This is a genomic window from Bacteroidales bacterium, assembly GCA_018334875.1.
In the GTDB taxonomy this organism is placed as follows: domain Bacteria; phylum Bacteroidota; class Bacteroidia; order Bacteroidales; family UBA12077; genus JAGXLC01.
The window spans coordinates 1-22,157 of sequence record JAGXLC010000018.1; the positions used below are offsets into that span (position 1 = coordinate 1).

A 22,157-nucleotide genomic window follows, 5' to 3' on the forward strand; every position below is an offset into this window, starting at 1 on the left:
TTTTTCAATAGCGTCAGAAACCCGCATCCACTGAGTTTTGCTACAAGAAAATGATTAATATGCGGGTTCAATGGGGGTTGATCTGAATTACTTAAGCTTTGCAGCAATATGATATTGTAATACAAAATTCTAATAAACTTGAACAAGAATTAATTATTCTTAAATAATTCGGGCTATATATCAGTGTAAAGATTTGAACAATAATCCTGTATTGATGTAATAACAGTTGAGTAGGAAAGGAGGCCGAAATGATGAATACTTTAAGAGAACATACAGGTTTATATACAGATTTATATGAGCTTACCATGGCTCAGGGATATTATTTTTCCGGAAAGAAAGATGAACCTGCCGCTTTTGACTATTTTTTCAGAGATAATCCGTTTGGAGGGGGCTACGTAATTTTTGCCGGATTGTGGAATTTGCTGGAAGCCCTTCAAAACTTCGCCTTTTCTGAAGAATCCATTGACTATCTCAGGAAGAACGGGTTTAAAGAAGAATTCCTCGAATACCTCTCGGGGTTTTCCTTCCACGGTACCATCACCAGTGTGCCGGAAGGTGAGGTGGTTTTTCCGGTCGAGCCAGTTTTGAGGGTGGAAGGCAATATCATCGAATGCCAGGTAATTGAAACCATGCTACTCAATTACCTGAACTTTGAATCACTGATTGCCACGAAAGCTTCCAGAATCAGACGTATGGCCGGCAACAAAATGGTAAGTGATTTCGGTCTTCGCCGCGCCCAGGGATTGGGTGGACTTCAGGCCAGCCGGGCTGCCATCATCGGAGGTGTCGATTCCACCTCGAATGTACTGGCCGGTTACCGTTATAACGTAAAAATTACGGGTACCCTGGCCCATAGCTGGATACAAAGCTTTGATGATGAACTGACAGCTTTCAGGAAATATGCCGAAGTGTTTCCCGAAAATACCGTTCTTCTCGTAGACACCTTCGACACGCTAAACCTGGGAATTCCCAATGCCATAAAAGTTGGGCATGAATTGAAGGAGAAAGGCTACCAGCTCAAGGCCATACGGCTGGATAGCGGGGATCTGGCTTATTTCAGCAAAAAAGCCAGGAAAATGCTCGATGATGCAGGACTTCAGGAAACCAAGATTCTGGCATCAAACCAGCTTGACGAATATGTAATCAGAAGCCTTTGGGAGCAGCAAGCCCCTATTGACGGATTCGGGGTAGGGACAGAACTGATAACAGGCAAGAACACCGCAGCTCTTGACGGTGTATATAAGCTTGCTATGAACAAAAATGAACCCAAACTGAAAATATCCGATACCTATCAGAAAATATCCCTGCCCGGCCTGAAAAAAGTATTTCGTTATTACAACGGACAGAACTATTTCTATGCCGATTGTATCGCCATGGAGGACGAAGAAGATCCCGAACGGATGATTCATCCTTATGAAATGGATAAAACATGCAAGCTGAAAGGATTGAAGAAGGAAATGCTGCAACAAAAGGTATATGAAAAAGGAGATATATTGATCGGGGAAAAATCCCCGTCGGAGATTCAGTCCTACGTAAAAGAAAGATTGAGCCATCTGCCGGAGGAACATCAGAGATTTGAGATGCCCCATATATACAAAGTCGGTATCTCAACAAAATTAAACAATATTAGAAATCAACTTGTTAAGGAATTAAGAAATCAGTCGGAATGATGAAATAAAAAAGGGAGGTAATATGAATGCATTGCTCATAGTGGATGTACAGAATGATTTTTGCCCGGGAGGAGCCCTGGAAGTACCCCGGGGAGATGAAGTAGTTCCGGTGATCAATAAACTCAATAAAAAATTTGATGCTGTCATACAAACACAGGACTGGCATCCAAAAGAACACTGGTCCTTTGCCTCTTCCCATAAAGAGAAAGAACCATTTGGCACAACTGAACTGAACTACGGTGAACAGGTGCTGTGGCCCGATCATTGTGTTCAGCAAACAAAGGGGGCCGAATTTCATCCGGAGCTGGACACACAGCCTACTCAACTGATCATCAGAAAAGGATTCCGAAAATCCATTGATTCGTATTCGGCATTTTATGAAAATGACCAGGAGACCCCAACCGGATTAACGGGTTATCTGGATGACAGGGATATCGACACATTATACGTTACGGGTCTTGCCACCGACTTTTGTGTAAAATGGTCGGTACTCGACGGCATTAAGGAAGGTTTTAAGGTTTATGTAGTGGAAGATGCCATCCGGGGCATTGATGTTGACGGTTCACTGAAACAGGCTTTGGATGAGATGAAACAGGCCGGCGCCAAGTTTGTTAAAGCGGACGAAATTTAAAGATAATGATTGGGTGATTGGGTGATTGGTTATTGGGTGACAAGATCCCTACCAATCACCAAAAACTTCCTGAATTTTCGCTCACTCACTCTATCGTGCCATCCTACAGTCTTGCCAGTCGTGCCTTCGTACGATCGTTTCGGGTTTCGTGTCCCGGGTTTCGGGTTGACAGTAGCTACATTCATTTTCCTGTAGCTTTATTCCGCTTTGTCGCATGCTTACCCCATCGCTTAAGTCACTTCATCGTTCTTTCCTGCCATCCTTCTTTCGTGCAGTCGTGCCAGTCGTATAGTCGTACCATTTTGCTGTCGTTCCATCGTGCCGTCTTGCCTCGCTAATTCTCTTCCCCCACCAACCCCAATGAATCAACCGAAATAATTCTGGGTTAATTTAAATTTAACATTAATTTAACATTAACAGAATTCTTTCAATTTCTCATATAGCTATCTTTGCATCTGTCAATTTTTATTCAGAAAAGAACCTTATGGAAAATCTTTATCTGATTATCGTTATTGTTCTTTTCGCACTAGCTGTTTCCGACCTGGTAGTAGGTGTGAGCAACGATGCGGTTAACTTCCTGAGCTCATCGCTCGGTTCAAAAGCAGCGCCCCGTTACATCATCATGGCTGTGTCCGCCGCGGGAATCGTTATAGGGGCAACTTTTTCGAGCGGTATGATGGAGGTCGCCAGAAAAGGGATTTTTCATCCCGAGATGTTTTATTTCTCCGAGATCATGATGATCTTTCTGGCAGTGATGCTCACGGATATCCTGCTCCTCGACCTGTATAGTACTTTTGCCCTGCCCACCTCAACCACCGTATCCATTGTGTTCGAGCTGCTGGGTGCAGCCGTGGCTGTTTCACTGATAAAACTGGGGTCGGAAAATGAAACTGCCAGTACCCTCGGAGGATATATCAACTCAGCAAACGCCCTGGCCATTATTTCGGGTATTCTGTTGTCGGTGATCATAGCATTTATCATAGGGGCCATTGTTCAATATTTTGTCAGACTGGTTTTTACCTTCCATTATAAAAAATACCTGAAATATTTCGGAGCAGTCTGGGGTGGTCTGGCCATAGCAGCCATCACCTACTTTATCCTCATTAAAGGAGCCAAAGATTCTTCCCTGATCACTGATCAAGGATACCAATGGATTCAGGAGAATGCGGCCCCCATCCTTCTTATAAGTTTTGTGGGCTGGACGTTTATACTTCAGGCGCTTTTCTGGATTTCCAAAGTCAATGTATTCAGAGGTGTGGTTCTGATAGGAACTTTTGCTTTAGCCTTTGCTTTTGCCAGTAACGACCTGGTGAATTTTATCGGCGTGCCTGTTGCAGGATTCAAATCATTTCAGGAACTTAATGCCACACCCGGTGCATCACCCGATTCTTTACTAATGGAAGGCTTGACCGGAAGTGTTCAAACCAATACTTTCCTGCTCCTGACTGCCGGCGTTATCATGGTCATTACACTATATTTCTCAAGAAAAGCCCGGTCGGTTACTCAAACCGAGCTCAACCTGAGCAGGCAAAGCGAAGGCTATGAAAGATTCGGTGCTTCCGGATTTTCCAGGATAATAGTCAGAAAAGCAATTGAGCTTAATACCATGATTAAAGGATTGCTTCCAAAAAGCTGGCAAAAAAAGATCGATCAAAGGTTTAACCTGGACCAAACGCCGGAAAAGGAGCAAACCAAAAAAGAGGACAAAGCCCACTACGATCTGGTAAGGGCTTCCGTAACCCTGACTGTTGCCAGTATCATCATTTCCTTTGCTACTTCCCTGAAGCTACCCTTGTCAACTACCTATGTAACTTTCATGGTAGCCATGGGCACCTCCCTGGCTGACAGAGCCTGGGGAAGAGAAAGTGCCGTATACAGAATAACCGGCTTGCTGACCGTAATAGGGGGATGGTTCTTTACTGCATTGATTGCCTTTACCGTGTCTTTTATTGTAGCGAACATCATTACCTACGGAGGTATCATTGCCATTGTGGGTATGTTGCTTTTAGCCCTTTTCTTGCTGATCAGAACCCATGCCATCCACAAAAAAAGATCAGAAAGGGAAAAAGAACTGGAAGAGATCACAGCAGATCAGATCGAAGACGGAAACATTCTGGAAAAATGCACCAAAGAAATCAATAATATACTGAACACAGTCATCAATACTTTCAATGAAACATTGACGGCTATATCCGAAGAAGACAGGAAGAAACTTAAAGATATTAACAAAACCGTAAAGAAACTCAATGAAGAAGCCAAGAGCATTAAAGACAATGTCCACTGGACATTGGATAAGCTGAAGGAAGACGATATTGAAACAGGCCATTATTATGTTCAGGTAACCGATTATCTCAGAGAAATGGCCCATTCACTCAATTTAATTGCGGAGCCAAGCTATGAACATATTGCAAACCAACATAAAAGCCTGAATAAAAACCAAATTCAGGAACTAATGAACCTGAATAAAGAGATCACCCTCCTTTTCACTAATGCGATGCACATCATTGAAAACAACAGTTTTGAAAAAATGGGTGATCTAGTTATCCAGCAACAGCAAGAAACGCTGAATTACATTGCCCAATGCAGAAAATCACAGATTAAGCGAGTCAAAAAGAAAAAAACCAGCACCAAAAACAGCATTCTGTTTCTGCAATTGCTGAATGAAATGAAAAACTTCACACTCCATACGGTGAACCTGCTTAAAGCCCAAAGAGATTTCATCACCAACCAGAGAAACATGATAAAAACAAAATCACCCGACCGATAAACAAGAGTTTTCCGGCAGGTGATTTGTTCTGCAAGCTACCAGATATTTGTTTATCAGTATCTTATGAGGATTTATTTTTGTTTTTGGAATGTCGTATAACTCTAGCTTCCAGATAGAAGATGATCTCTTCGGCAATGTTTTTGATTAAATCCCCTACCCGCTCCAATTTATCCATGCTCCGGAAAAGATAAAGGCCATTGAGGACATCTTCCTCCTTCTTTTGGGAATAAAAGGCAGAGATGATGTTGGCTGACTCCTGGTTTTTATTGTCGATATATTTGTCCTTGCGAAATACTTTCCGGGCATAATCCGCATTTTCATTCTCCAGGGCATCAATTACATTGTCAAACATATCATCGGCCTGATCAAAAATGGCAGCCAGCTCCAGTTTTTTGATCAGATCTTTGCTGTAATGGGAATGCAGGTTGAGCATATATTTGGCTATTCCGTTGGCATGATCGCCAATTCTCTCAGTACTGGTAACACACTTCATCAGGGCAATCAATAACCGAAGATCTCCTGCCACAGGCTGATGTAGTGCCAAATAGTTCTCACAGTCGCTGTTAATGCTTAATTCAAACGCATCAATCCGGCCCTCATTGTGAATGATCTCTTCGGCCAAATCCAGATCTTCATTGATCAGCGCCCGCTTCGCTTTTTGAAGCTGATCCTTGGTATAATCCATCATAACAACCAGAGACAACCTCAGCTTTTGCAATTCCCTTTCCTGATAATTCATAATAATTTTTTGTATCTTCTACAACTCCGTTATCCAAACCGGCCTGTGATATAGTTCTCGGTCTTTTTGTACTCAGGATTTGTAAACAACTTATGGGTGGTATCGTATTCTATAAGCTCACCCATATAGAGAAAAGCCGTATAATCGCTGATCCGTCCTGCCTGCTGCATGTTATGTGTTACGATCAGGATGGTATAATGCTCCTTCAATTTAGTGATCAGATCTTCCAATCTGGAAGTGGATATCGGGTCGAGGGCTGAAGTGGGTTCATCCATCAGGATGATCGAAGGCTTCACTGCCAATGTTCTTGCAATACAAAGCCTCTGCTGCTGACCACCGGATAATGACAAAGCATTTCGCTTGAGGTCATCGCGAACTTCACCCCAAAGGCCAACCTGCTGCAAAGCATCCTGTACCCTTTCCTGAAGGATGTTTTTATTCTTTATGCCCTGTATCCTTAAGCCATAGGCAACATTATCAAAGATTGACTTCGGGAATGGATTGGGAGCCTGAAAAACCATGCCCACATCTTTCCTGAGCTGTTCCACTTCTACCTTATCCCTGTAGATATCCACTCCATCGATGGTAATGCTACCCGTATGTTTGAAATTATCAATAAAATCATTCATCCTGTTAAACAAACGAAGGAAAGTGGATTTACCACATCCGGATGGTCCGATAAAGGCAGTAACGGCATTTTTCTTTATGTCCATGCTCACATTTGCTATGGCCTGGAATTTGCCGTAATAAACGTTTGAATTTTCCGTCCTGATGATAACCGAATTATTATCAACACGCTGTTTCCCTATTGTATCATCTTTTCGGATGTTATTAACCTGCAGGTTAACATCCTTTTGTTTCTGGTCTATTGCCATATCTAATGTATTGGTAGCTTGCATATTTCTAATTTTAATTTTTTGTTAAACAATTGCTTTATCCTGTAAGCTTTTTTTGCCATCTGTACCTCAGCAAAACGGCCATACCATTCATCAGCAATGTTATGGCCAGCAAGACGAGGATGGCTGCAGCGGCATTGATGATGAATCCATGCTGGGGCCGTGAAGTCCAGTTGAATATCTGGATGGGCAGCACGGTAAATTCATCCATCGGTGAAGCTGGTGCAAAGGGCACGTATGCCAGTGCACCGACAGCTATAAGCGGAGCTGCTTCCCCTACGGCTCTTGATAATGCCAGAATAACTCCTGTAAGTATGCCCCCAAAAGAAGCTGGTAATACTTGATACCATATTGTTTGCCACTTTGAGGCACCCATTCCGTAAGATCCTTGCCTGATGGAATCAGGCACTGCCTTAATGGCCTCACGGGTGGCAACAATGATAATGGGCAGAATGAGCAAAGAAAGCGTCATAGCTCCGGAAAGCAGTGAATTGCCAAATCCAAGGGTTCTGACAAAAATCATGATACCAAGCAATCCGTATATGATAGAGGGCACGCCGGCAAGATTGGATATGTTCATCTCAAGGAAAGAAGAAAACTTGTTCTTTTTTGCATACTCCTCAAGATAGATGCCAGCAGCAACTCCCAGCGGAAAAGAAATTAGCGCTGTAAGCCCCATTATCCATACCGATCCCATCATTGCCACTTTTATGCCTGATTCTTCAGGAAAACGGGAGGGAAGGCTTCTCAAAAAGTCGAGATCCAGGCGTTGAATGCCGTCCATGAAAATGTCTCCGATGAAAACAGCAAGCAGTACAATACCAATGAGGGTTGCTATGAGGCCCCAAACCTGAAAGGCTTTGTCCTTTATCCTGTTGATCAAAAATTTACTCATATTTCTCCCTGTACTTGTTCTTTAGCCAATGGCTAACCGTATTCAACAAAAAGGTGAATATAAACAACGTCAGACCCACTACAAAAATCGTTTTGTACTCCAATGTACCGTGCTGAATATCGCCCAGGCTTACCTGCACAATGTAAGCGGTCATGGTTTCAATGGGAACCAGCGGATTGGCAGTCAGGTTGGGTTGCTGACCCGCTGCAATGGTAACGATCATGGTTTCCCCAATGGCCCGGGATATGGCCAGAATAATCGATACCACAATACCCGAAGAAGCCGCGGGGATTGTAACCCTGAATGCTGTCTGAAGCTTCGTTGATCCCATTCCATAGGATGCCTCCCGCAAGGAATAAGGAACGGCAAATAAAGCATCTTCACTGAGTGAAGATATATAGGGTATGATCATGATGCCCATAACTATGCCTGCTGATAAACTATTGAAAGTGGCTATACCGGGTATCAATGTCTTAAGAAACGGAGTAACCACGATCAATGCAAAAAATCCGTAGACAACCGTTGGAACGGCAGCCAGAAGCTCCAACATTGGCTTGACCGTTGATCTGAATTTTTTGGGAGCATATTCATTTAAAAAAACGGCTATGGATAAACCTATCGGTATGGCGATAGCAATGGCAATCGATGAAGTAAGCAATGTACCACTGAGCAGCGGCATGATGCCGAAATGTTTATCAGTAAATAAAGGAGTCCATTGCTTATCGGTGAGAAACTCGCCGATGGATACTTCACCAAAGAAGCTTACCGATTCATACAGCAGGGTAAAAATAATTGCAAGAGTAGTTAATATGGTTATGGAAGCGCTTCCCCCCAAAAGCACTTCCATCGTTTTTTCTCTTGTTTTTTTTCCAATTACCATCAATTGCCTAACTGCTATTTGAAGATTCTCCTATAAATTTCTTGAATTTGGCCAATTCCTCTTTGTACTGTTCCTCGGGAAGGGGAACATAGCCAACATCCTTGACAAGATTTCCGGCTTGATTCAGGTAATATCGGACGAAGTCCTCTACGGTTTTCTTTTTGGCAGCCTCTTTCCTCACATAAATGAATACGGGACGGGAGAGCGGTTTATACGTATTGCTGGCCACTGTTTCAATAGTGGGTTTTACTGGTTTTCCGTCACCATTATCAACCCCGACCAGTTTCAACTTCTGCGCGTTTTCTTCATAATAAGCCAGGCCGAAGAAACCCACTCCATACTTATCGCCGGCAACTCCCTGAACAAGCACATTGTCGTCTTCACTTGCTGTGAAATCGCCACGGCTGGATCCGCTTTGGCCCACGATCGCTTCTGTAAAGTAATCGTATGTTCCTGAAGCTACACCGGGCCCATATAAATTGATCTTTTCATCAGGCCATTCGGGACGGATTTGATTCCAACGGGTAATTTTTCCCTGTGCTTCAGGTTCCCAAAGTTTTTCAAGCTCCTCTACAGTAAAATGATCCACCCAGTCATTATCAGGATTGACCAAAACTGCTATACCGTCATAGGCAATAGTAAGCTCAATATATTCCACTCCATTTTCCTTAGCCTGGGCTATTTCCTGCTCCATTATGGGCCGGGATGCATTAGAAATATCCGTTTCTCCCCGCGTAAACTTCTTGAATCCACCACCGCTCCCGGATACTCCCACGGTGACCCTTACATCCGGCTGTTCGCTACGGTATTCCTCGGCAATGGCTTCCGTGATGGGATATACTGTACTGGATCCGTCGATTCTTATCCGTCCGTCCAGTGAATCACCGCCTTGCTGTCCTCCGCCCCCACATGAGTTCAAAATCACTAAACCCAACACCGGAACTGCCCTTAATACCCAACGTTTTATTTGATCAAGTCCCTTGCCAAATGGCCAAAAGGAACAGACCTTCAAAACTGCAGAACCAGGGGTCGTTTTTCCATGTGTGTTCTTCTTCATAGATTTTAATTTTTAACGCGCCTCAATATTTTTATTAATTTATTTATTGCTTATTGCCATCTTAATGAAGCAACAAACTGTTTGATTTTTCTACCGTATAATTTTATATCAGATTTTCAGTTTTCACTGTTAATGTGTTTCAAAATTAAATTACAAACAGACATTACCTGTTAAACCTACATTAAGGAATTACAAAATGAGTATTAAGTCAATGTTAACTTAATGTTAAATTGAATTGTAATGGATGGCTTGACGGGAGTTAGACGAAGATGGTCATTCATGCATTCAATCCCCCTTCACTTTGTTAGGGTTGCTTACGCAAAAGCTTCAGCGACAGCGTGTGGGCAGGAATGCATTCTATTTAGAGTCTGTCTATAATATCCGCTGGCTGTGTTACGCTCTTTTTCATGCCAGTCGATTACATCTGGTAGAGACGTACGGCCGTACGTCTCTACATTTGTCATTCAAAACTCGCAAGCCTTGCCAGCGAACATTCCAGACGAGACTCTTTCAAATCTCTTTGACTTTATGGACAAACACTATTTAGCTAATGGCAATACGAGACCCGGGTCCCGAAACACAAGATCTATTTCAGTCTACGTACTTATACCCCACGCCTTTGATTGTCTTGATGTGCTCACCCCCGATTTTTTCCCTCAATTTTCTGATATGTACATCGATGGTCCGGTCACCGACAACTATATCCTCTCCCCAAACCCTGGAAAAAATCTCGTCCCGGGTAAAGACCTTGTCGGGTTTGGAAATGAGCAGCAAGAGCAACTCGAATTCCTTTTTAGGCAGGATCAGTTCTTTCTCGCCTTTTTTTACCTGGTATTTTTCCTTGTCGATGGTCAGGTCTGATTGTTTTATAATGGTTTCTTCGGTTTCTTCTACTTCAGCCTTTTGTTTGTAGCGTTTTAGCAATGCTTTGATGCGGCTTAACAGCACTTTGGGCTTAATGGGTTTGGTAATGTAATCGTCGCCTCCAGCCTCAAATCCTGCTATCTGGGAATAATCTTCTCCACGGGCAGTAAGAAATGCAATAACAGTATTCTGTAGATCATTATTCTGCCGCATTTTATCACATGTTTCAATTCCGTCCATCTCCGGCATCATCACATCCAGAAGGATAAGGTGAGGTTTTATTTCTTTTGCTTTCTCAATGGCATCCCTGCCATTTTGTGTGGAATATACCTGATATCCGGCTTTTTTTAAATTATACCCGAGAAACTCCAGAACGTCGGGTTCATCATCAACAAGTAAAATTTTATGACTATTGTTTTCCATGGGTTACTGGATTAAAATGAATGGTTCAAAATAAAGAAATTCTTATTAAAAGAACGCTAATTTTTCTTTAACTCCATTTTAAATGAAAGTTAAACGTGTGATCTCATTTATAAATTACTTAATGTAACATTAAACATGAAATAACATCGGGTAATTTGATATGCTATTTATTTGCACTGATCATTTAAACAAAATCAAATGTTGAATTTAAAAATGAAAAACAAAATGAAAACATCTATTTTAAAAATTGGTACAGGTATTCTTCTTGCTTTAATGATCGGGTTTACCGCCTGTGAAGAAGACGAAACGCCTGAAGTAGAAAATCCCAAACTGGTATCTGTGGATGTCGAAAGCGACAATTCAAAAGCAGTTGTTTATTTCAGTGAAGGGATTTACAAGAACGATGATGCCACTGGTGCATTGGATGCAAGCAGCTTTAATGTCACCCTCGATGCAGAAGATCTGGAGATCACCGACTTTACCGTCACCCATACAGCAGGTGACAACAGTGCGGATATCTCCCTGACAATCTCCAGCCAGGAAGCTACCGGTGAGGAGACGATACAGGTTGAAATAGCACAAGGTGCTGCTTATGATGAGGATGGAAATCCCATTCAATCCGGTTCGGTTACCGATAAGCTGGCTAAGATGGAAGGTGAAACGGATATCTATGAAAAACTGCTTATTGCCTATGAAGAAGCTGGAACCCTACCAGGCGATTACAAATCGGTATTGAAATCCCATCTGACCGATAACAACAACGACACGGTGAATTTGGGATATAACGGAGACCCGGCCGCCAGCCTTCCGGAATTGGGAGCCAATACAAGTGCCGCTTCTAACCCCGGTGGATTCTTTGAGGATGTTTCCTATAAGGGAGCCTTCGATCCAAATGGCGATAACTGGGCCGCCGGATGGACTTTAACTTATGGAATGGACGATGTATATGATTACAATTCCGATGATACAGTAACCATTACCGATAATATAACATCCGACGAAACCTGGAACAAGGAAACACTTTACAAACTCGACGGTTTTGTTTTTGTGGAAGACGGAGCCACTTTGACCATAGAAGCAGGTACCATGGTACAGGGAAAACCCGGACAGGGGGAAAATGCAAGTGCTATGATCGTGAAGAGGGGTGGAAAGATTCACGCCGAAGGTACAGCCGATAAACCCATTGTATTCACAGGAGATGACGATACTTACCACGGAGATGGATATAATAAAGAAGTTCGCGGATTATGGGGTGGTCTGATCGTTCTGGGTAAGGCAACTAACAACAATTCCACGGATAAACGTGTAGAAGGCATTCCTGAAAACTATGAGGCTTACTATGGCGGTAACGATGACTCCGATAACTCCGGCATCCTTAAATATGTTTCCATTCGTCACGGTGGTACTGACATAGGCCAGGGCAATGAAATTAACGGTCTTACATTAGCAAGTGTTGGAAACGGTACCGAAATTCGTTACATCGAAGTAATAGCCAACGTAGACGATGGAGTGGAATGGTTTGGCGGAGCTGCCGATACCAAAAATCTGCTCGTTTCATACTGCGGAGATGACTCCTATGACTATGATGAAGGCTTCCACGGTAAGGGCCAGTTTTGGGCAACCATCCAGTCTGACGATGCGGGTGACCGATTGGGTGAACACGACGGCGGAACAGGTGATACCGAGGCAGCGGAACCGTATGCCACACCTGAAATTTACAATGCCACCTATATCGGACATGGTGATAATCTGATCACTTTCCGCGACAATGCAGGCGGAACTTATGCAAACTCGATTTTTGTAAACACCGGTGAGGGGATTGAAGTAGAATACAGGGATGATAAAGCAAGCAGCAGCTATGACATGCTGACCAATGATCATCTTGTTATTAAAGACAACATTTTTCATAAAATAGACGGGAGTAACTAAAAGGTAAACTTTATTTAATATAAACTTAATAAGCTGCCGGGTGTTTAAACCGGCAGCTTATTGCATTTTTGCACAAAATCAAAACAAACTGAAAATGAAGCTGAGAAGCGTATTAACACTGATCATCCTGTTGATAAACATTTCTTTGGTTTTAGGACAAAAAGGAACACTTCGCGGTAAGATCACGGACGAAGAAACCGGCGAAACCCTTATTGGTTCCACCATAAAAGTCAAAAACAAAACCATAGGGACCATCTCGGATTTTGACGGCAATTATAGCCTTAAACTTTCGCCCGGAGTATATACCATCCAGGTTTCATTTGTATCATATGAAACCAAGGTATTTGAGGACATAAAAATTCAGAGTGACGAGATTACCAAGCTCAATGTTAATCTTGGAAAAGCGGATACAGAAATCGGTGAGGTGGTGATTACGGCAGAAGCCAGAGGAACCTCTGAGAATGCCATGCAAATTCTTCAGAAAAAATCCTCTAAAGTGATGGATGGGATATCTTCTGAACAAATTAACAAACTGGGTGATGCCACAGCAGCTAAGGCTTTGAAAAGGGTCACCGGTGTTTCTGTTCAGGATGACAAATATATATATGTAAGGGGCCTGGGAAGTCGCTATACCAAAATAACACTTAACCAGGCCGATATTCCGGCTCTGGACCCTGAAAAAAATACGGTGCAGATGGATATTTTCCCGGGCAACATCATTGAAAACATTGAGGTGCATAAAACATTCACTCCTGATATGCCAGGTGAATCAACCGGAGGCCAGGTCGACGTAGTAACCAAGGATTTTCCCTCCAATTTTACGCTTCAATTCTCCTCTTCATTTGGTTATAACCCCCAGGTACACCTGAATAACAACTTTCTAAGCTATGAGGGTGGAAACACAGACTGGTTGGGAAGAGATGACGGCACCAGAGCTATCCCCGACCGGGCAGACCAAGCATTAGACAGAATGATTGAAGACGATCTGGGACAAATTGTTCAGGGACAGTTCACCACCGAAGAATTAATGGATATCAGCCAATCATTTAATAAAACAATGGCTCCGCGGGAAAAACAATCCTTTTTGGATCACAATCACAAGTTCTCTATAGGCAACCAAACCGACTTTCTGGGTAATCCCCTCGGTTATAATGCTGCTGTTAGCTATACCAGAAACTTCTCCTACTACAATGAAGGAACATATGGTATATATGAAGAAAGCAATACACCCTCTCCCTTAAAAATCATGGAGGATGAAAGAGGAAGCGAAAAAGTGAACATTACCGGGCTGTTAAACATGAATTACAAATTGTCCAATAACAACAAATTGGGGGTGCGTTATCTGAAGTCACAAAATGGCACCAAAAATGCCCGTTATCAGGATGGCTATTTCTTTTATGAAAACAGGCAAAATACCGACCGGAATCTCGGATTTCTGGAACGCGGCTTCGATTCTTACCAAGTCCACGGAAAACATGTATTGCCTTCACTCAACAAAATGGTCATCGACTGGATGGGGGCTTATACGGACATGCACCAGGAAGAACCAGATCTCAGGTTTTTTGAAAATCTGTATGAAATAAACAATGGCAAAGTGTCCAACTATAAGTTAAAGACCAACACTACACCAGCCCGGTTTTACAGAAATATGAACGAACAAAACTTTCATACCAAAGTAAATTTGGAATTACCGGTAAAAATTTTCGAAGGCGATTCAAAACTGAAAGTGGGAGCTGAATATTCAAACAAAAACCGAAACCTGAATAATACAAAATTCTCCCTTACTTATAATATGACCAGTTTTCCCACCGGAGAGCCGGAATATTATCTGAACAACTATATGATTTCATCTTCCAGACCTTTGGGATATTATTATACCAATGATCACCGGAACGATCTGAATAATAGTTACAGGGCAGAACAAGAAGTATTAAGCGCCTACGGAATGATAGATCTGAGAATAGCTGATAACTGGAGAATCGTCACCGGCGCAAGAATGGAAAATTCCTACATTTTCACCGAAAACAAGGTAGATGAGGACGCAGATACATACAAAAGCGGAGAATTGAAAGAAACAGATTTTCTTCCTTCCCTGAATATGACCTACACCATTCAGGAAGATATGAACCTGCGCCTTGGCCTTACCCGAACATTAGCCAGACCTATTTTTAAGGAGATTGGTACTGCTTATTACGATTATAAATCAGGGTTTTATGTTTACGGGAATCCGGACTTACAAAGAGCCCTTATCGATAACCTGGATTTAAGATGGGAATACTTTTTTAAGCGAGGGGAAAAAATAGCAGTCAGTGGTTTCTATAAATCTTTTCAGAATCCCATTGAGCAAAAGCTATTGGTTGAAACACAAAATTATGAGATCAAATATGTAAATTCCGAAGGTGCCAGGTTATATGGTGCCGAATTGGAATTCAGGAAAAAATTGGATTTTGTGGATGCATTAAGCAATTTCTATCTGGGTGGAAATTTTACCTATGTCAAATCAGCGGTACAAATTCCGGAAGATGTGTTGGAGGATATCCGGGTGGGAGATCCCGACAGGGAAGATACCCGGCCCATGCTGGGTCAGGCTCCCTATATAGCTAACGCCTATTTGAACTACGAAAACAACCAGCGAGGTCTTAGCACAACAATGGGTTTTCATGTGAGCGGAGAAAAGCTCAGTCTTATCACTAAAGGAAGTACACCTTACATATACGAATTACCGCGACCTGCCTTAAATTTTAGTGTCGAAAAGAAAATTGGGGAGCAAATTACTGTTGATGCCTCTGTTGACAATATTTTGAACTCCAAATACAGAGAAGCGCATCATTTCGACAGTGGTGACCGGTATAGTCTAAAACATGCAGAGGGAAGAAAATTCTCAGTGGGAATCAAGTACGCAATTGAATAATCATAAAATTCCTCACTCAATTGCAGAGTTAGGGGCTATCAATCCAGCCCCACAAATAATTAACATGTATTTAATACTGAAATAACATTTTCTTAAATTTGGCGTAATCAATAATAGAACATGTGGTATAAATCTTAAAAAGAACAATCATGAAAAAAACAATTACATATTTACTTCTGTTTTTACTGCCTGTCATTGTTTGCTCGCAGGAGGTGACCAGGGAAGAGGGTAAATATTACACCCAGGAGGGGGAGCTTTTTACCGGTATCAACAAAAAGTACTACGAAAATGGCAATATAAAGGGTGAATTCAATATAGAAGACGGGGTTTTGGACGGCAAATCCGTGGTTTATTTCAAAGACGGCGCCAAAAAAGAAGTCCGCTCCTATAAGAATGGGAAAATGCATGGTGTTTGGAAAACATGGAACGAAAACGGCATTAAGGTTGCCCGGGCAGTTTATAAAAAAGGTAAAAAGAATGGTACATGGAAAATCTGGGATGACGATGGCACCCTGCGATTCAGAATGAAATATGATGAGGGGAAAAAAACGGGCAAATGGTATAATTACGATAAAAACGGCAACCTCGTGGCAACGAAGGAATTCGGGGAAAACTAGTAATGGGTTGTGAGTTATGAGTTGTAAGTTATGAGTTATGAGTATGTGAGTGACGTGAGCTGAGTGAATGTGAGTTAGATGCTGGTTCAGAGGACATTTGTCTCAAAACTCATTACTCACTACTCATTATCTCCTACTCAAATTTCAGCATCTTCTCAGGATTCGGGCACAGGTTCATGTAGTAATCCTTGTCAGTAACCGGTGCAACGCCATAAAAGTCGCCTTTCCAGCCCAACATATCACTGATCAGTTGAAAGTGCAAATGTGGAGGCCACTGCCCATTCTCATCCGAATCTCCAATACTGGCAAAATCATCCCCTTTAAGTATCTCCATACCTTCCTCTAAACCTTTAAGGGATGATCGACTTAAATGTCCGTAAAGTGTATAAAAAGTTACATCATTCAAATGATGCTCCAGAACAATCGTAGCACCATAATCTCCGAACTTGTTGTTGTCACGAAAACTATGAACCCATGAATTAATCGGGGCATAAATGATGGTACCGGCCGGCACCCATATATCGATTCCCAGGTGAATGGTGCGAACTCCTTTTCCTTTCCCCCCGTTAAATATAGAACTTTGATGATATATGATCCGGTCTTCTCCGTAACCTCCGATACCTAGTTTTTTATAGTTATTCAGTACAGATTGAATATACGCTTTGAAAGCTTCAGTATCATTAATATTAATATTTTTAAGCTTCTGATTGGTTTTGGTGAAGTCCATCTCTACAAAATCCTCCCTGTTGACCCCCAATTTCATTATGGGTTCAATGGTGTCATTATACTTTTCTAATACCGCTTCTAATTGCCTGGATTTATACATGATATAGAGAAATTTTTTTCTGTTATTTGAAGGCCGAAGTTACAGGAAAACTCATAATAATCCTACAATTATTTTTATTTATTCAATGGAAATTTTCAAAATTTTAAACAAATCATAAAAAACACCGGTTTTTGTGCGAAAAAACCGGTGAAATAATGACGGCAGAAATCCATCTGCCCGAACCTGGAAATAGATGGTGTTACTCTTCTATACTTTTCATTTTTAATATCACCTCATTCTGTTCGTCCAAATTCAATGTAACGTCATTATAAATCTCATTCTTATAAGAGATAAATGAGGTTTCAATAGCGTATTCTCCGGGTTTCAAGCCTTGAAAAGTGAAATGGCCATCAAAATCGGTATAAGTTGATACATCTTTCCCGTTAATCATCAATTTAACCCCTGTAAGGGCCTCACCTGTACTTTCATCTACCACCTGGCCTTTTAAAGAAGTGGTCATAGTAGTATTGTTATCCTTCCTGTCGTCTTCATCGTCGCCCATTGCCATGGTTTGTAAGTTAAAACCAGCCATCAGGGCAGCCATCATAAGAATTGCAACTAGTTTTTTCATTGGTATAACTTTTTTGTATTTGATTCAATAAAATAACAGTTGCAAATCTAGGTAGTTCCCTTCAATGAGGTGTTAAATTGATCTTAACCTTAATTGATATTTGCGTTAAATTTTTGTTAAAATTCCATTAATCATGGAAAAAATATATGCTACTCCACTCAATAAGGTTATTGATGCTCATCCCTGAGCAGGTCATTAACGGTTTTCACGGGGTTAAAAGTGATCTGGGGAACTTCCACGAAAACGGTGTTCCAGTAAGCCATTCCCCCGTTCCATAAGCCAGGAAGCTCTTGTACTTTAAGGGGTTTACCATCCTTGGATTTATGTGTGATGATACCTGCAGAAGGCTCTCTGAATTTTAAAAGATCAAATTTTCTGCCCCTGTAATCCTTTACACCGCAAACAATATCTACGGGATTAAAATGGTTGGAGTCTTCCAGGATGGCTTTTTGGCTCACATCATCCAGGTCAATCTGGGATTTTTCAACAATTTGTAAGGACACACTTCCATCCGGATTTTCTACCCAAAATGGTCCTCCTCCCGGCTCACCCTGATTTTTAACCATCCCGCAAACCCTTAGAGGCCGGTTAAACATTCGGAACAGATAATCGGCCAAAACCTCAGGATTTGAATCATCCAAATCATCCGGGGGATTAAAATGTAAAGTATTTTTCAAAAACTTCAACATCTCCTCAAGCTTCCTGAGGGATAAATTTTGTTTATCTTCCAGCTCTTTCAGGTACTTGAAAATTTTAGCCTGATATTCAACAAGCAATCCGGCAAGGGCCTTTTTATAATCGTAGGTAACCACCTTATATTTATCAGGAACCACATTATCGATATTCTTAATAAAGATCAGATCATCATTGAGCTTATTGAGGTTATTCAGAAGCGCCCCATGTCCGCCGGGCCTAAAAAACAGAGTCCCATCCGGATTTCTGAAAAGTCGGTTACTCATATCCACAGCCACCATGTCGGTCGACTCATCCTGAAATGAATAATCGGTTTGAAATTTCACCCGTAAAAATTTTTCATAATTCGGTAAACTGGAAATGACATGAGATTCAAACTTCTCTTTATGTTCCGGAAGCACCGTGTAATGGATTCGAACGGTACCATCTGCATTTATTGAATAATTGGCACCCTCTACCATATGTTCTTCCACGGGTGTTCTCGAATGATCCTGGTAACGGTGAAATTTAATCAACCCCTTCGGCAAATGAGCGCAATCCAATCCGCCAGTTTCCAAAAGCTCTCTGATAATGGTGGCATAATCCTTCCGCGGGATGGCATTTTCTATGCTAATATCCTTTCTGGCCAGGGAGGCTTTCAGATCTTCATAAAATGCAAAATGCTCTATATTCCCTATAAATTCTTCAACTTCTGCGGAATTGGAAGTTTCATCCTCCAGATATTCAAACAAAAATTGAAACATTCTGCTCGCAGCCCCTGAAGCAGGTACAAACTTCCGGATTGTGTTTTTTCTGACCGATTCGCCATATCCTTTTTTGAACTTATCAATATAATCCTGATCAAGACGAATGATACCGTCGTTTGGAGTTGCTGCCCTCACCAACGGGACAAAAGGGAAACCCGCTCTGAAATTTTCAACCTGTTTTTCTATATCTTTTTCCGCTAATCCCTTTTGCCGTATCTGCTCAATATCTTTGTTTGTCAGCTCTTCCATTTTTTAAACCATTTTTTATTTAAGTCATAAAATTATTGTATTTGAATGAAATGATTATGTATTGCATGTAAAAATTTATAAAAACCTGGTATGGTTTTCCAACCCGAATTATTCTTACCTCAGCTATAGCTACAAACAAATTTTTAATAGCTTGATTTTAAGTACTATAATCAGAGTCAGGTAGCTTTTTTCAGAGTCGTATAAATTTCCTAGCAATTTACATAAAAGATCATACCTCAGTCTCTTAGAACTCCAGCAAAAGCTTCACATTAAGCCTTCTCGAAGTAAGGCTATTAGGCACAGCATACAGCCCGGATTTTCCCTGCTGATTGCTCACCGTTTTAATCCATTGATAAGAAATGGTATTGTTTATGTCCAAGAGATTGAACACTTCAATGCCCAGCCAGAGTGATTCTATGTAATGAAGCGGATTAGACCTATCAAAGTGTTCCCCTTTCCCCTTAATAAGCTTTGAAAACCCAATGTCGACCCTTCTGTATGAAGACATCCAGAAGATTTTATCGTAACGTGGGGTATCTGGTGGCGAAAATGGCAGGGGACTGCCATAATGGGCACTCAGTTGTAGCTTATACGATGGATAATGAGGTATATAATCCTGGAAAAACATACTGAAATTAAGCAATTGGTTGGTTGGCCTGGGATAAGATCCCGGCTCAATTACCTGGCCTTCATTATTGATATAGGAATCGCCCTTTATATCGGCCCTGGTCTGCATAACAGCCAGGCTGGCCCATGATTCCACTCCACGGACAAATTCACCATTAACCTTCATGTCAATGCCGGTGGCGTATCCTCTGGCCATATTTCTTCCGGCATAATTCACCCTCACATTATCTATTTTATAAGGTATAAGCCTGTTCATATGTTTATAATATAATTCCGCTGAATATTTAAATGGCCTGCCCCACGCGGTAAAGTCATATTCGGAGCCCACTACAAAATGCAGAGATTTTTGTGCCCTGATATCCGGGTTGATATTCCCATTATTCATTTTCATTTCCTTGAAAAAAGGCGGCTGAAAATAATAACCCCCGGCAAAGTGAAACTTCAGGTTCTTATTGATCAAAGGTTCAAATTCTACATTGATTCTGGGGCTTATCAAAAATTCACCGTTATAGTTCCAGTAATGGGTTCTTATTCCTGCGTTGAAAAACCAATCCCCTTTACCGGAGATCAGGTGATGGGTATTCTGCAAAAAGGATGTGAAACGGCTGGAATTTATTGAATTATCTGCCTGAAGCGAATGGTAAAGATTAACGGCATCTTTCGAATAGGGAATGGAATAGCCCGCAGAATCTACATATTTCCACTCATTGGATTCATCCCGGATGAATTCCCGCTGATACTTGATACCCCATCTGATGAGATTGTTCCCTTCATTCCATTTACCCTTATGAGAAAGGGTATATACTTTTCCTCTCAGATAATTTCTGGCGTGTTCCAGGTATCCCCCCACACCGATATTCATAATGCTATCTCCATAAGTCTTTGAACCGACCGATTTGTCCAGTTCATTCAGATAATATTCTCCGTGTATGTCATAGGTTTCCGATTCATTGGTATTATAGGCCGCGCCAATCAAACGCAGTTGTATATCTCCGGATGGGTTATATTTAGCGGCCAGAGCTCCCGTATAATTTTCAAAAGCATCCACCTCCTGTCCTTCATAATATATCTTCAGATTCAGGGCATTCTCAATTGTCCCGAAGGAAGTCTGCCGGCTTTGGGGAACAAATGTATACCGATTCAGACTGTAGTTGCCCAGAAATTCAAGATTCAAACGATTCGTAACCTCATAGGTCATGTAGGATTGCAGATCATAAAAACTGGGGTTGTAGTCTCCTTTCACATCTAGGGAATTCAACAAATATTGATTGGTTTTATACCGAAAACCGACATTATAGGTAAATCTTTCTCCCGGCTTATCCTCCAGATGCAAGGAACTTCCAAGCAGGCTCATTTCTATATCACCCGAGAATTCTTCAGGTTTATTGTACCGGATATCCAGCACGGAAGACATCTTATCTCCGTAGCGGGCCTGAAATCCACCGGCTGAAAAATTAAGGGAGGAAACCATATCTGAATTAAGAAAGCTCAGTCCTTCGTGTTTACCGGTGTGTACGAGCATGGGCCTATAAATTTCGATACCGTTAACATAAACCAGGTTTTCATCATAATTGCCGCCCCGCACCGCATACTGGTAACTCAGCTCATTTCTGGAAGCCACACCCGGCATTTTTTGTATAATGGATTCCACTTTCCCGCTGCTGGAAGGCAGCATCTTAAAATTTTCCGGATCGATTCGAATCAAATTTTGATCCATATGAAGCTTGCTTCTCACTTCTACCTGATCAAGATCTTCCGTAAATAATTTTAACCGGATATCCATGGGCCTCTCCCTGCTAAATGAGTCTATAGCAACCACCCGGCTTTGATAGCTGACATGGGAAATAAATAACGAATCATGTTTACCGGCTTGTCCGGGCAGGCGCAACTGAAACTCCCCCTGTTCATCCGTGAGTGTTCCCACAGCGGAGTGTTTAAAACGGACATGTGCATTTTCAACAGGCTCATTCTGATAATTAATAACCCGTCCCCACAGAACATCTTCTTGCTGTGCGCTCAGAGCAACAGGAAATATATAAAAAATTAGGAATAAAATCAGGAACCTGTAGAGCATTTACCGATAAATTAGTGCTGCACAACAATTCAATTAGTTTTAACGCACAAAACAGGCAAATATTTTGGCCATCAGAAAGGAAAGCAAAAAAA

Annotated in this window: 16 protein-coding genes; 6 read left to right on the plus strand and 10 right to left on the minus strand. The window is 41.7% G+C overall.

Annotation, left to right across the window (positions count from 1 at the left end):
- Positions 1-248 precede the first annotated feature (248 nt).
- From KGY70_03015 to KGY70_03025, 3 genes are all read left to right on the plus strand, one after another.
- Positions 249-1,670, plus strand: a complete 1,422-nt coding sequence (locus KGY70_03015; GenBank protein MBS3774136.1) for a nicotinate phosphoribosyltransferase — start codon at positions 249-251, stop codon at positions 1,668-1,670.
- Between the two features lie 22 nt (positions 1,671-1,692).
- Positions 1,693-2,301: a bifunctional nicotinamidase/pyrazinamidase gene (gene pncA, locus KGY70_03020; protein MBS3774137.1), complete on the plus strand. Its 609-nt coding sequence runs from the start codon at positions 1,693-1,695 to the stop codon at positions 2,299-2,301.
- Positions 2,302-2,785: 484 nt separating this feature from the next.
- Positions 2,786-5,068 carry an inorganic phosphate transporter gene (locus tag KGY70_03025; protein ID MBS3774138.1) on the plus strand — a complete coding sequence of 761 codons (2,283 nt, stop codon included), beginning with the start codon at positions 2,786-2,788 and terminating at the stop codon, positions 5,066-5,068.
- Between the two features lie 61 nt (positions 5,069-5,129).
- On the opposite strand, the gene phoU is transcribed toward KGY70_03025, so the two are convergent.
- From phoU to KGY70_03055, 6 genes are all read right to left on the minus strand, one after another.
- Positions 5,130-5,807, minus strand: coding sequence for a phosphate signaling complex protein PhoU (phoU, locus tag KGY70_03030; protein MBS3774139.1), 678 nt, complete (start codon positions 5,805-5,807; stop codon positions 5,130-5,132).
- 29 nt (positions 5,808-5,836) lie between these two features.
- A complete protein-coding gene (pstB, locus tag KGY70_03035) occupies positions 5,837-6,682 on the minus strand; it encodes a phosphate ABC transporter ATP-binding protein (GenBank protein ID MBS3774140.1) in 846 nt (281 codons plus the stop codon).
- Positions 6,683-6,740: 58 nt separating this feature from the next.
- Positions 6,741-7,598 carry a phosphate ABC transporter permease PstA gene (gene pstA / locus KGY70_03040; protein MBS3774141.1) on the minus strand — a complete coding sequence of 286 codons (858 nt, stop codon included), beginning with the start codon at positions 7,596-7,598 and terminating at the stop codon, positions 6,741-6,743.
- A complete protein-coding gene (gene pstC, locus KGY70_03045; GenBank protein ID MBS3774142.1) occupies positions 7,591-8,478 on the minus strand; it encodes a phosphate ABC transporter permease subunit PstC in 888 nt (295 codons plus the stop codon). Before pstC ends, pstA begins: the two co-directional genes overlap by 8 nt.
- A 7-nt stretch (positions 8,479-8,485) precedes the next feature.
- On the minus strand, positions 8,486-9,535 hold the full coding sequence (locus KGY70_03050; protein MBS3774143.1) for a PstS family phosphate ABC transporter substrate-binding protein: 1,050 nt from the start codon (positions 9,533-9,535) through the stop codon (positions 8,486-8,488).
- A 591-nt stretch (positions 9,536-10,126) separates the two neighbouring features.
- Positions 10,127-10,822: a response regulator transcription factor gene (locus KGY70_03055; GenBank protein MBS3774144.1), complete on the minus strand. Its 696-nt coding sequence runs from the start codon at positions 10,820-10,822 to the stop codon at positions 10,127-10,129.
- A gap of 225 nt (positions 10,823-11,047) precedes the next feature.
- Here KGY70_03055 and KGY70_03060 point away from each other — a divergent pair, with 225 nt between their 5' ends.
- The 3 genes from KGY70_03060 (at position 11,048) to KGY70_03070 (ending at position 16,279) form a co-directional block, all read left to right on the plus strand.
- On the plus strand, positions 11,048-12,751 hold the full coding sequence (locus tag KGY70_03060) for a hypothetical protein (protein ID MBS3774145.1): 1,704 nt from the start codon (positions 11,048-11,050) through the stop codon (positions 12,749-12,751).
- Between the two features lie 94 nt (positions 12,752-12,845).
- Positions 12,846-15,662, plus strand: a complete 2,817-nt coding sequence (locus tag KGY70_03065) for a TonB-dependent receptor (protein MBS3774146.1) — start codon at positions 12,846-12,848, stop codon at positions 15,660-15,662.
- A 149-nt stretch (positions 15,663-15,811) separates the two neighbouring features.
- Positions 15,812-16,279, plus strand: coding sequence for a toxin-antitoxin system YwqK family antitoxin (locus KGY70_03070; protein MBS3774147.1), 468 nt, complete (start codon positions 15,812-15,814; stop codon positions 16,277-16,279).
- 133 nt (positions 16,280-16,412) lie between these two features.
- Here KGY70_03070 and KGY70_03075 read toward each other — a convergent pair whose 3' ends face one another.
- The 4 genes from KGY70_03075 to KGY70_03090 all read right to left on the minus strand — a co-directional run bounded on the left by KGY70_03075 (position 16,413) and on the right by KGY70_03090 (position 22,065).
- Positions 16,413-17,105, minus strand: a complete 693-nt coding sequence (locus tag KGY70_03075) for a peptidoglycan DD-metalloendopeptidase family protein (protein MBS3774148.1) — start codon at positions 17,103-17,105, stop codon at positions 16,413-16,415.
- Positions 17,106-17,304: 199 nt separating this feature from the next.
- Positions 17,305-17,676, minus strand: a complete 372-nt coding sequence (locus KGY70_03080) for a carboxypeptidase-like regulatory domain-containing protein (GenBank protein MBS3774149.1) — start codon at positions 17,674-17,676, stop codon at positions 17,305-17,307.
- Between the two features lie 167 nt (positions 17,677-17,843).
- On the minus strand, positions 17,844-19,364 hold the full coding sequence (locus tag KGY70_03085) for a DUF4301 family protein (protein ID MBS3774150.1): 1,521 nt from the start codon (positions 19,362-19,364) through the stop codon (positions 17,844-17,846).
- Between the two features lie 244 nt (positions 19,365-19,608).
- The gene (locus KGY70_03090; protein ID MBS3774151.1) at positions 19,609-22,065 is read right to left on the minus strand and encodes a carboxypeptidase-like regulatory domain-containing protein; all 2,457 of its coding nucleotides are present in this window, start codon (positions 22,063-22,065) and stop codon (positions 19,609-19,611) included.
- Positions 22,066-22,157: the final 92 nt, after the last annotated feature.

Bases quoted from the DNA above. Each gene is read 5' to 3' on its own strand.
- KGY70_03015 (MBS3774136.1), top strand. From the start codon at position 249: ATGATGAATACTTTAAGAGAACATACAGGTTTATATACAGATTTATAT.
- pncA (MBS3774137.1), top strand. From the start codon at position 1,693: ATGAATGCATTGCTCATAGTGGATGTACAGAATGATTTTTGCCCGGGA.
- KGY70_03025 (MBS3774138.1), top strand. From the start codon at position 2,786: ATGGAAAATCTTTATCTGATTATCGTTATTGTTCTTTTCGCACTAGCT.
- phoU (MBS3774139.1), bottom strand. From the start codon at position 5,807: ATGAATTATCAGGAAAGGGAATTGCAAAAGCTGAGGTTGTCTCTGGTT.
- pstB (MBS3774140.1), bottom strand. From the start codon at position 6,682: ATGGCAATAGACCAGAAACAAAAGGATGTTAACCTGCAGGTTAATAAC.
- pstA (MBS3774141.1), bottom strand. From the start codon at position 7,598: ATGAGTAAATTTTTGATCAACAGGATAAAGGACAAAGCCTTTCAGGTT.
- pstC (MBS3774142.1), bottom strand. From the start codon at position 8,478: ATGGTAATTGGAAAAAAAACAAGAGAAAAAACGATGGAAGTGCTTTTG.
- KGY70_03050 (MBS3774143.1), bottom strand. From the start codon at position 9,535: ATGAAGAAGAACACACATGGAAAAACGACCCCTGGTTCTGCAGTTTTG.
- KGY70_03055 (MBS3774144.1), bottom strand. From the start codon at position 10,822: ATGGAAAACAATAGTCATAAAATTTTACTTGTTGATGATGAACCCGAC.
- KGY70_03060 (MBS3774145.1), top strand. From the start codon at position 11,048: ATGAAAACATCTATTTTAAAAATTGGTACAGGTATTCTTCTTGCTTTA.
- KGY70_03065 (MBS3774146.1), top strand. From the start codon at position 12,846: ATGAAGCTGAGAAGCGTATTAACACTGATCATCCTGTTGATAAACATT.
- KGY70_03070 (MBS3774147.1), top strand. From the start codon at position 15,812: ATGAAAAAAACAATTACATATTTACTTCTGTTTTTACTGCCTGTCATT.
- KGY70_03075 (MBS3774148.1), bottom strand. From the start codon at position 17,105: ATGTATAAATCCAGGCAATTAGAAGCGGTATTAGAAAAGTATAATGAC.
- KGY70_03080 (MBS3774149.1), bottom strand. From the start codon at position 17,676: ATGAAAAAACTAGTTGCAATTCTTATGATGGCTGCCCTGATGGCTGGT.
- KGY70_03085 (MBS3774150.1), bottom strand. From the start codon at position 19,364: ATGGAAGAGCTGACAAACAAAGATATTGAGCAGATACGGCAAAAGGGA.
- KGY70_03090 (MBS3774151.1), bottom strand. From the start codon at position 22,065: ATGCTCTACAGGTTCCTGATTTTATTCCTAATTTTTTATATATTTCCT.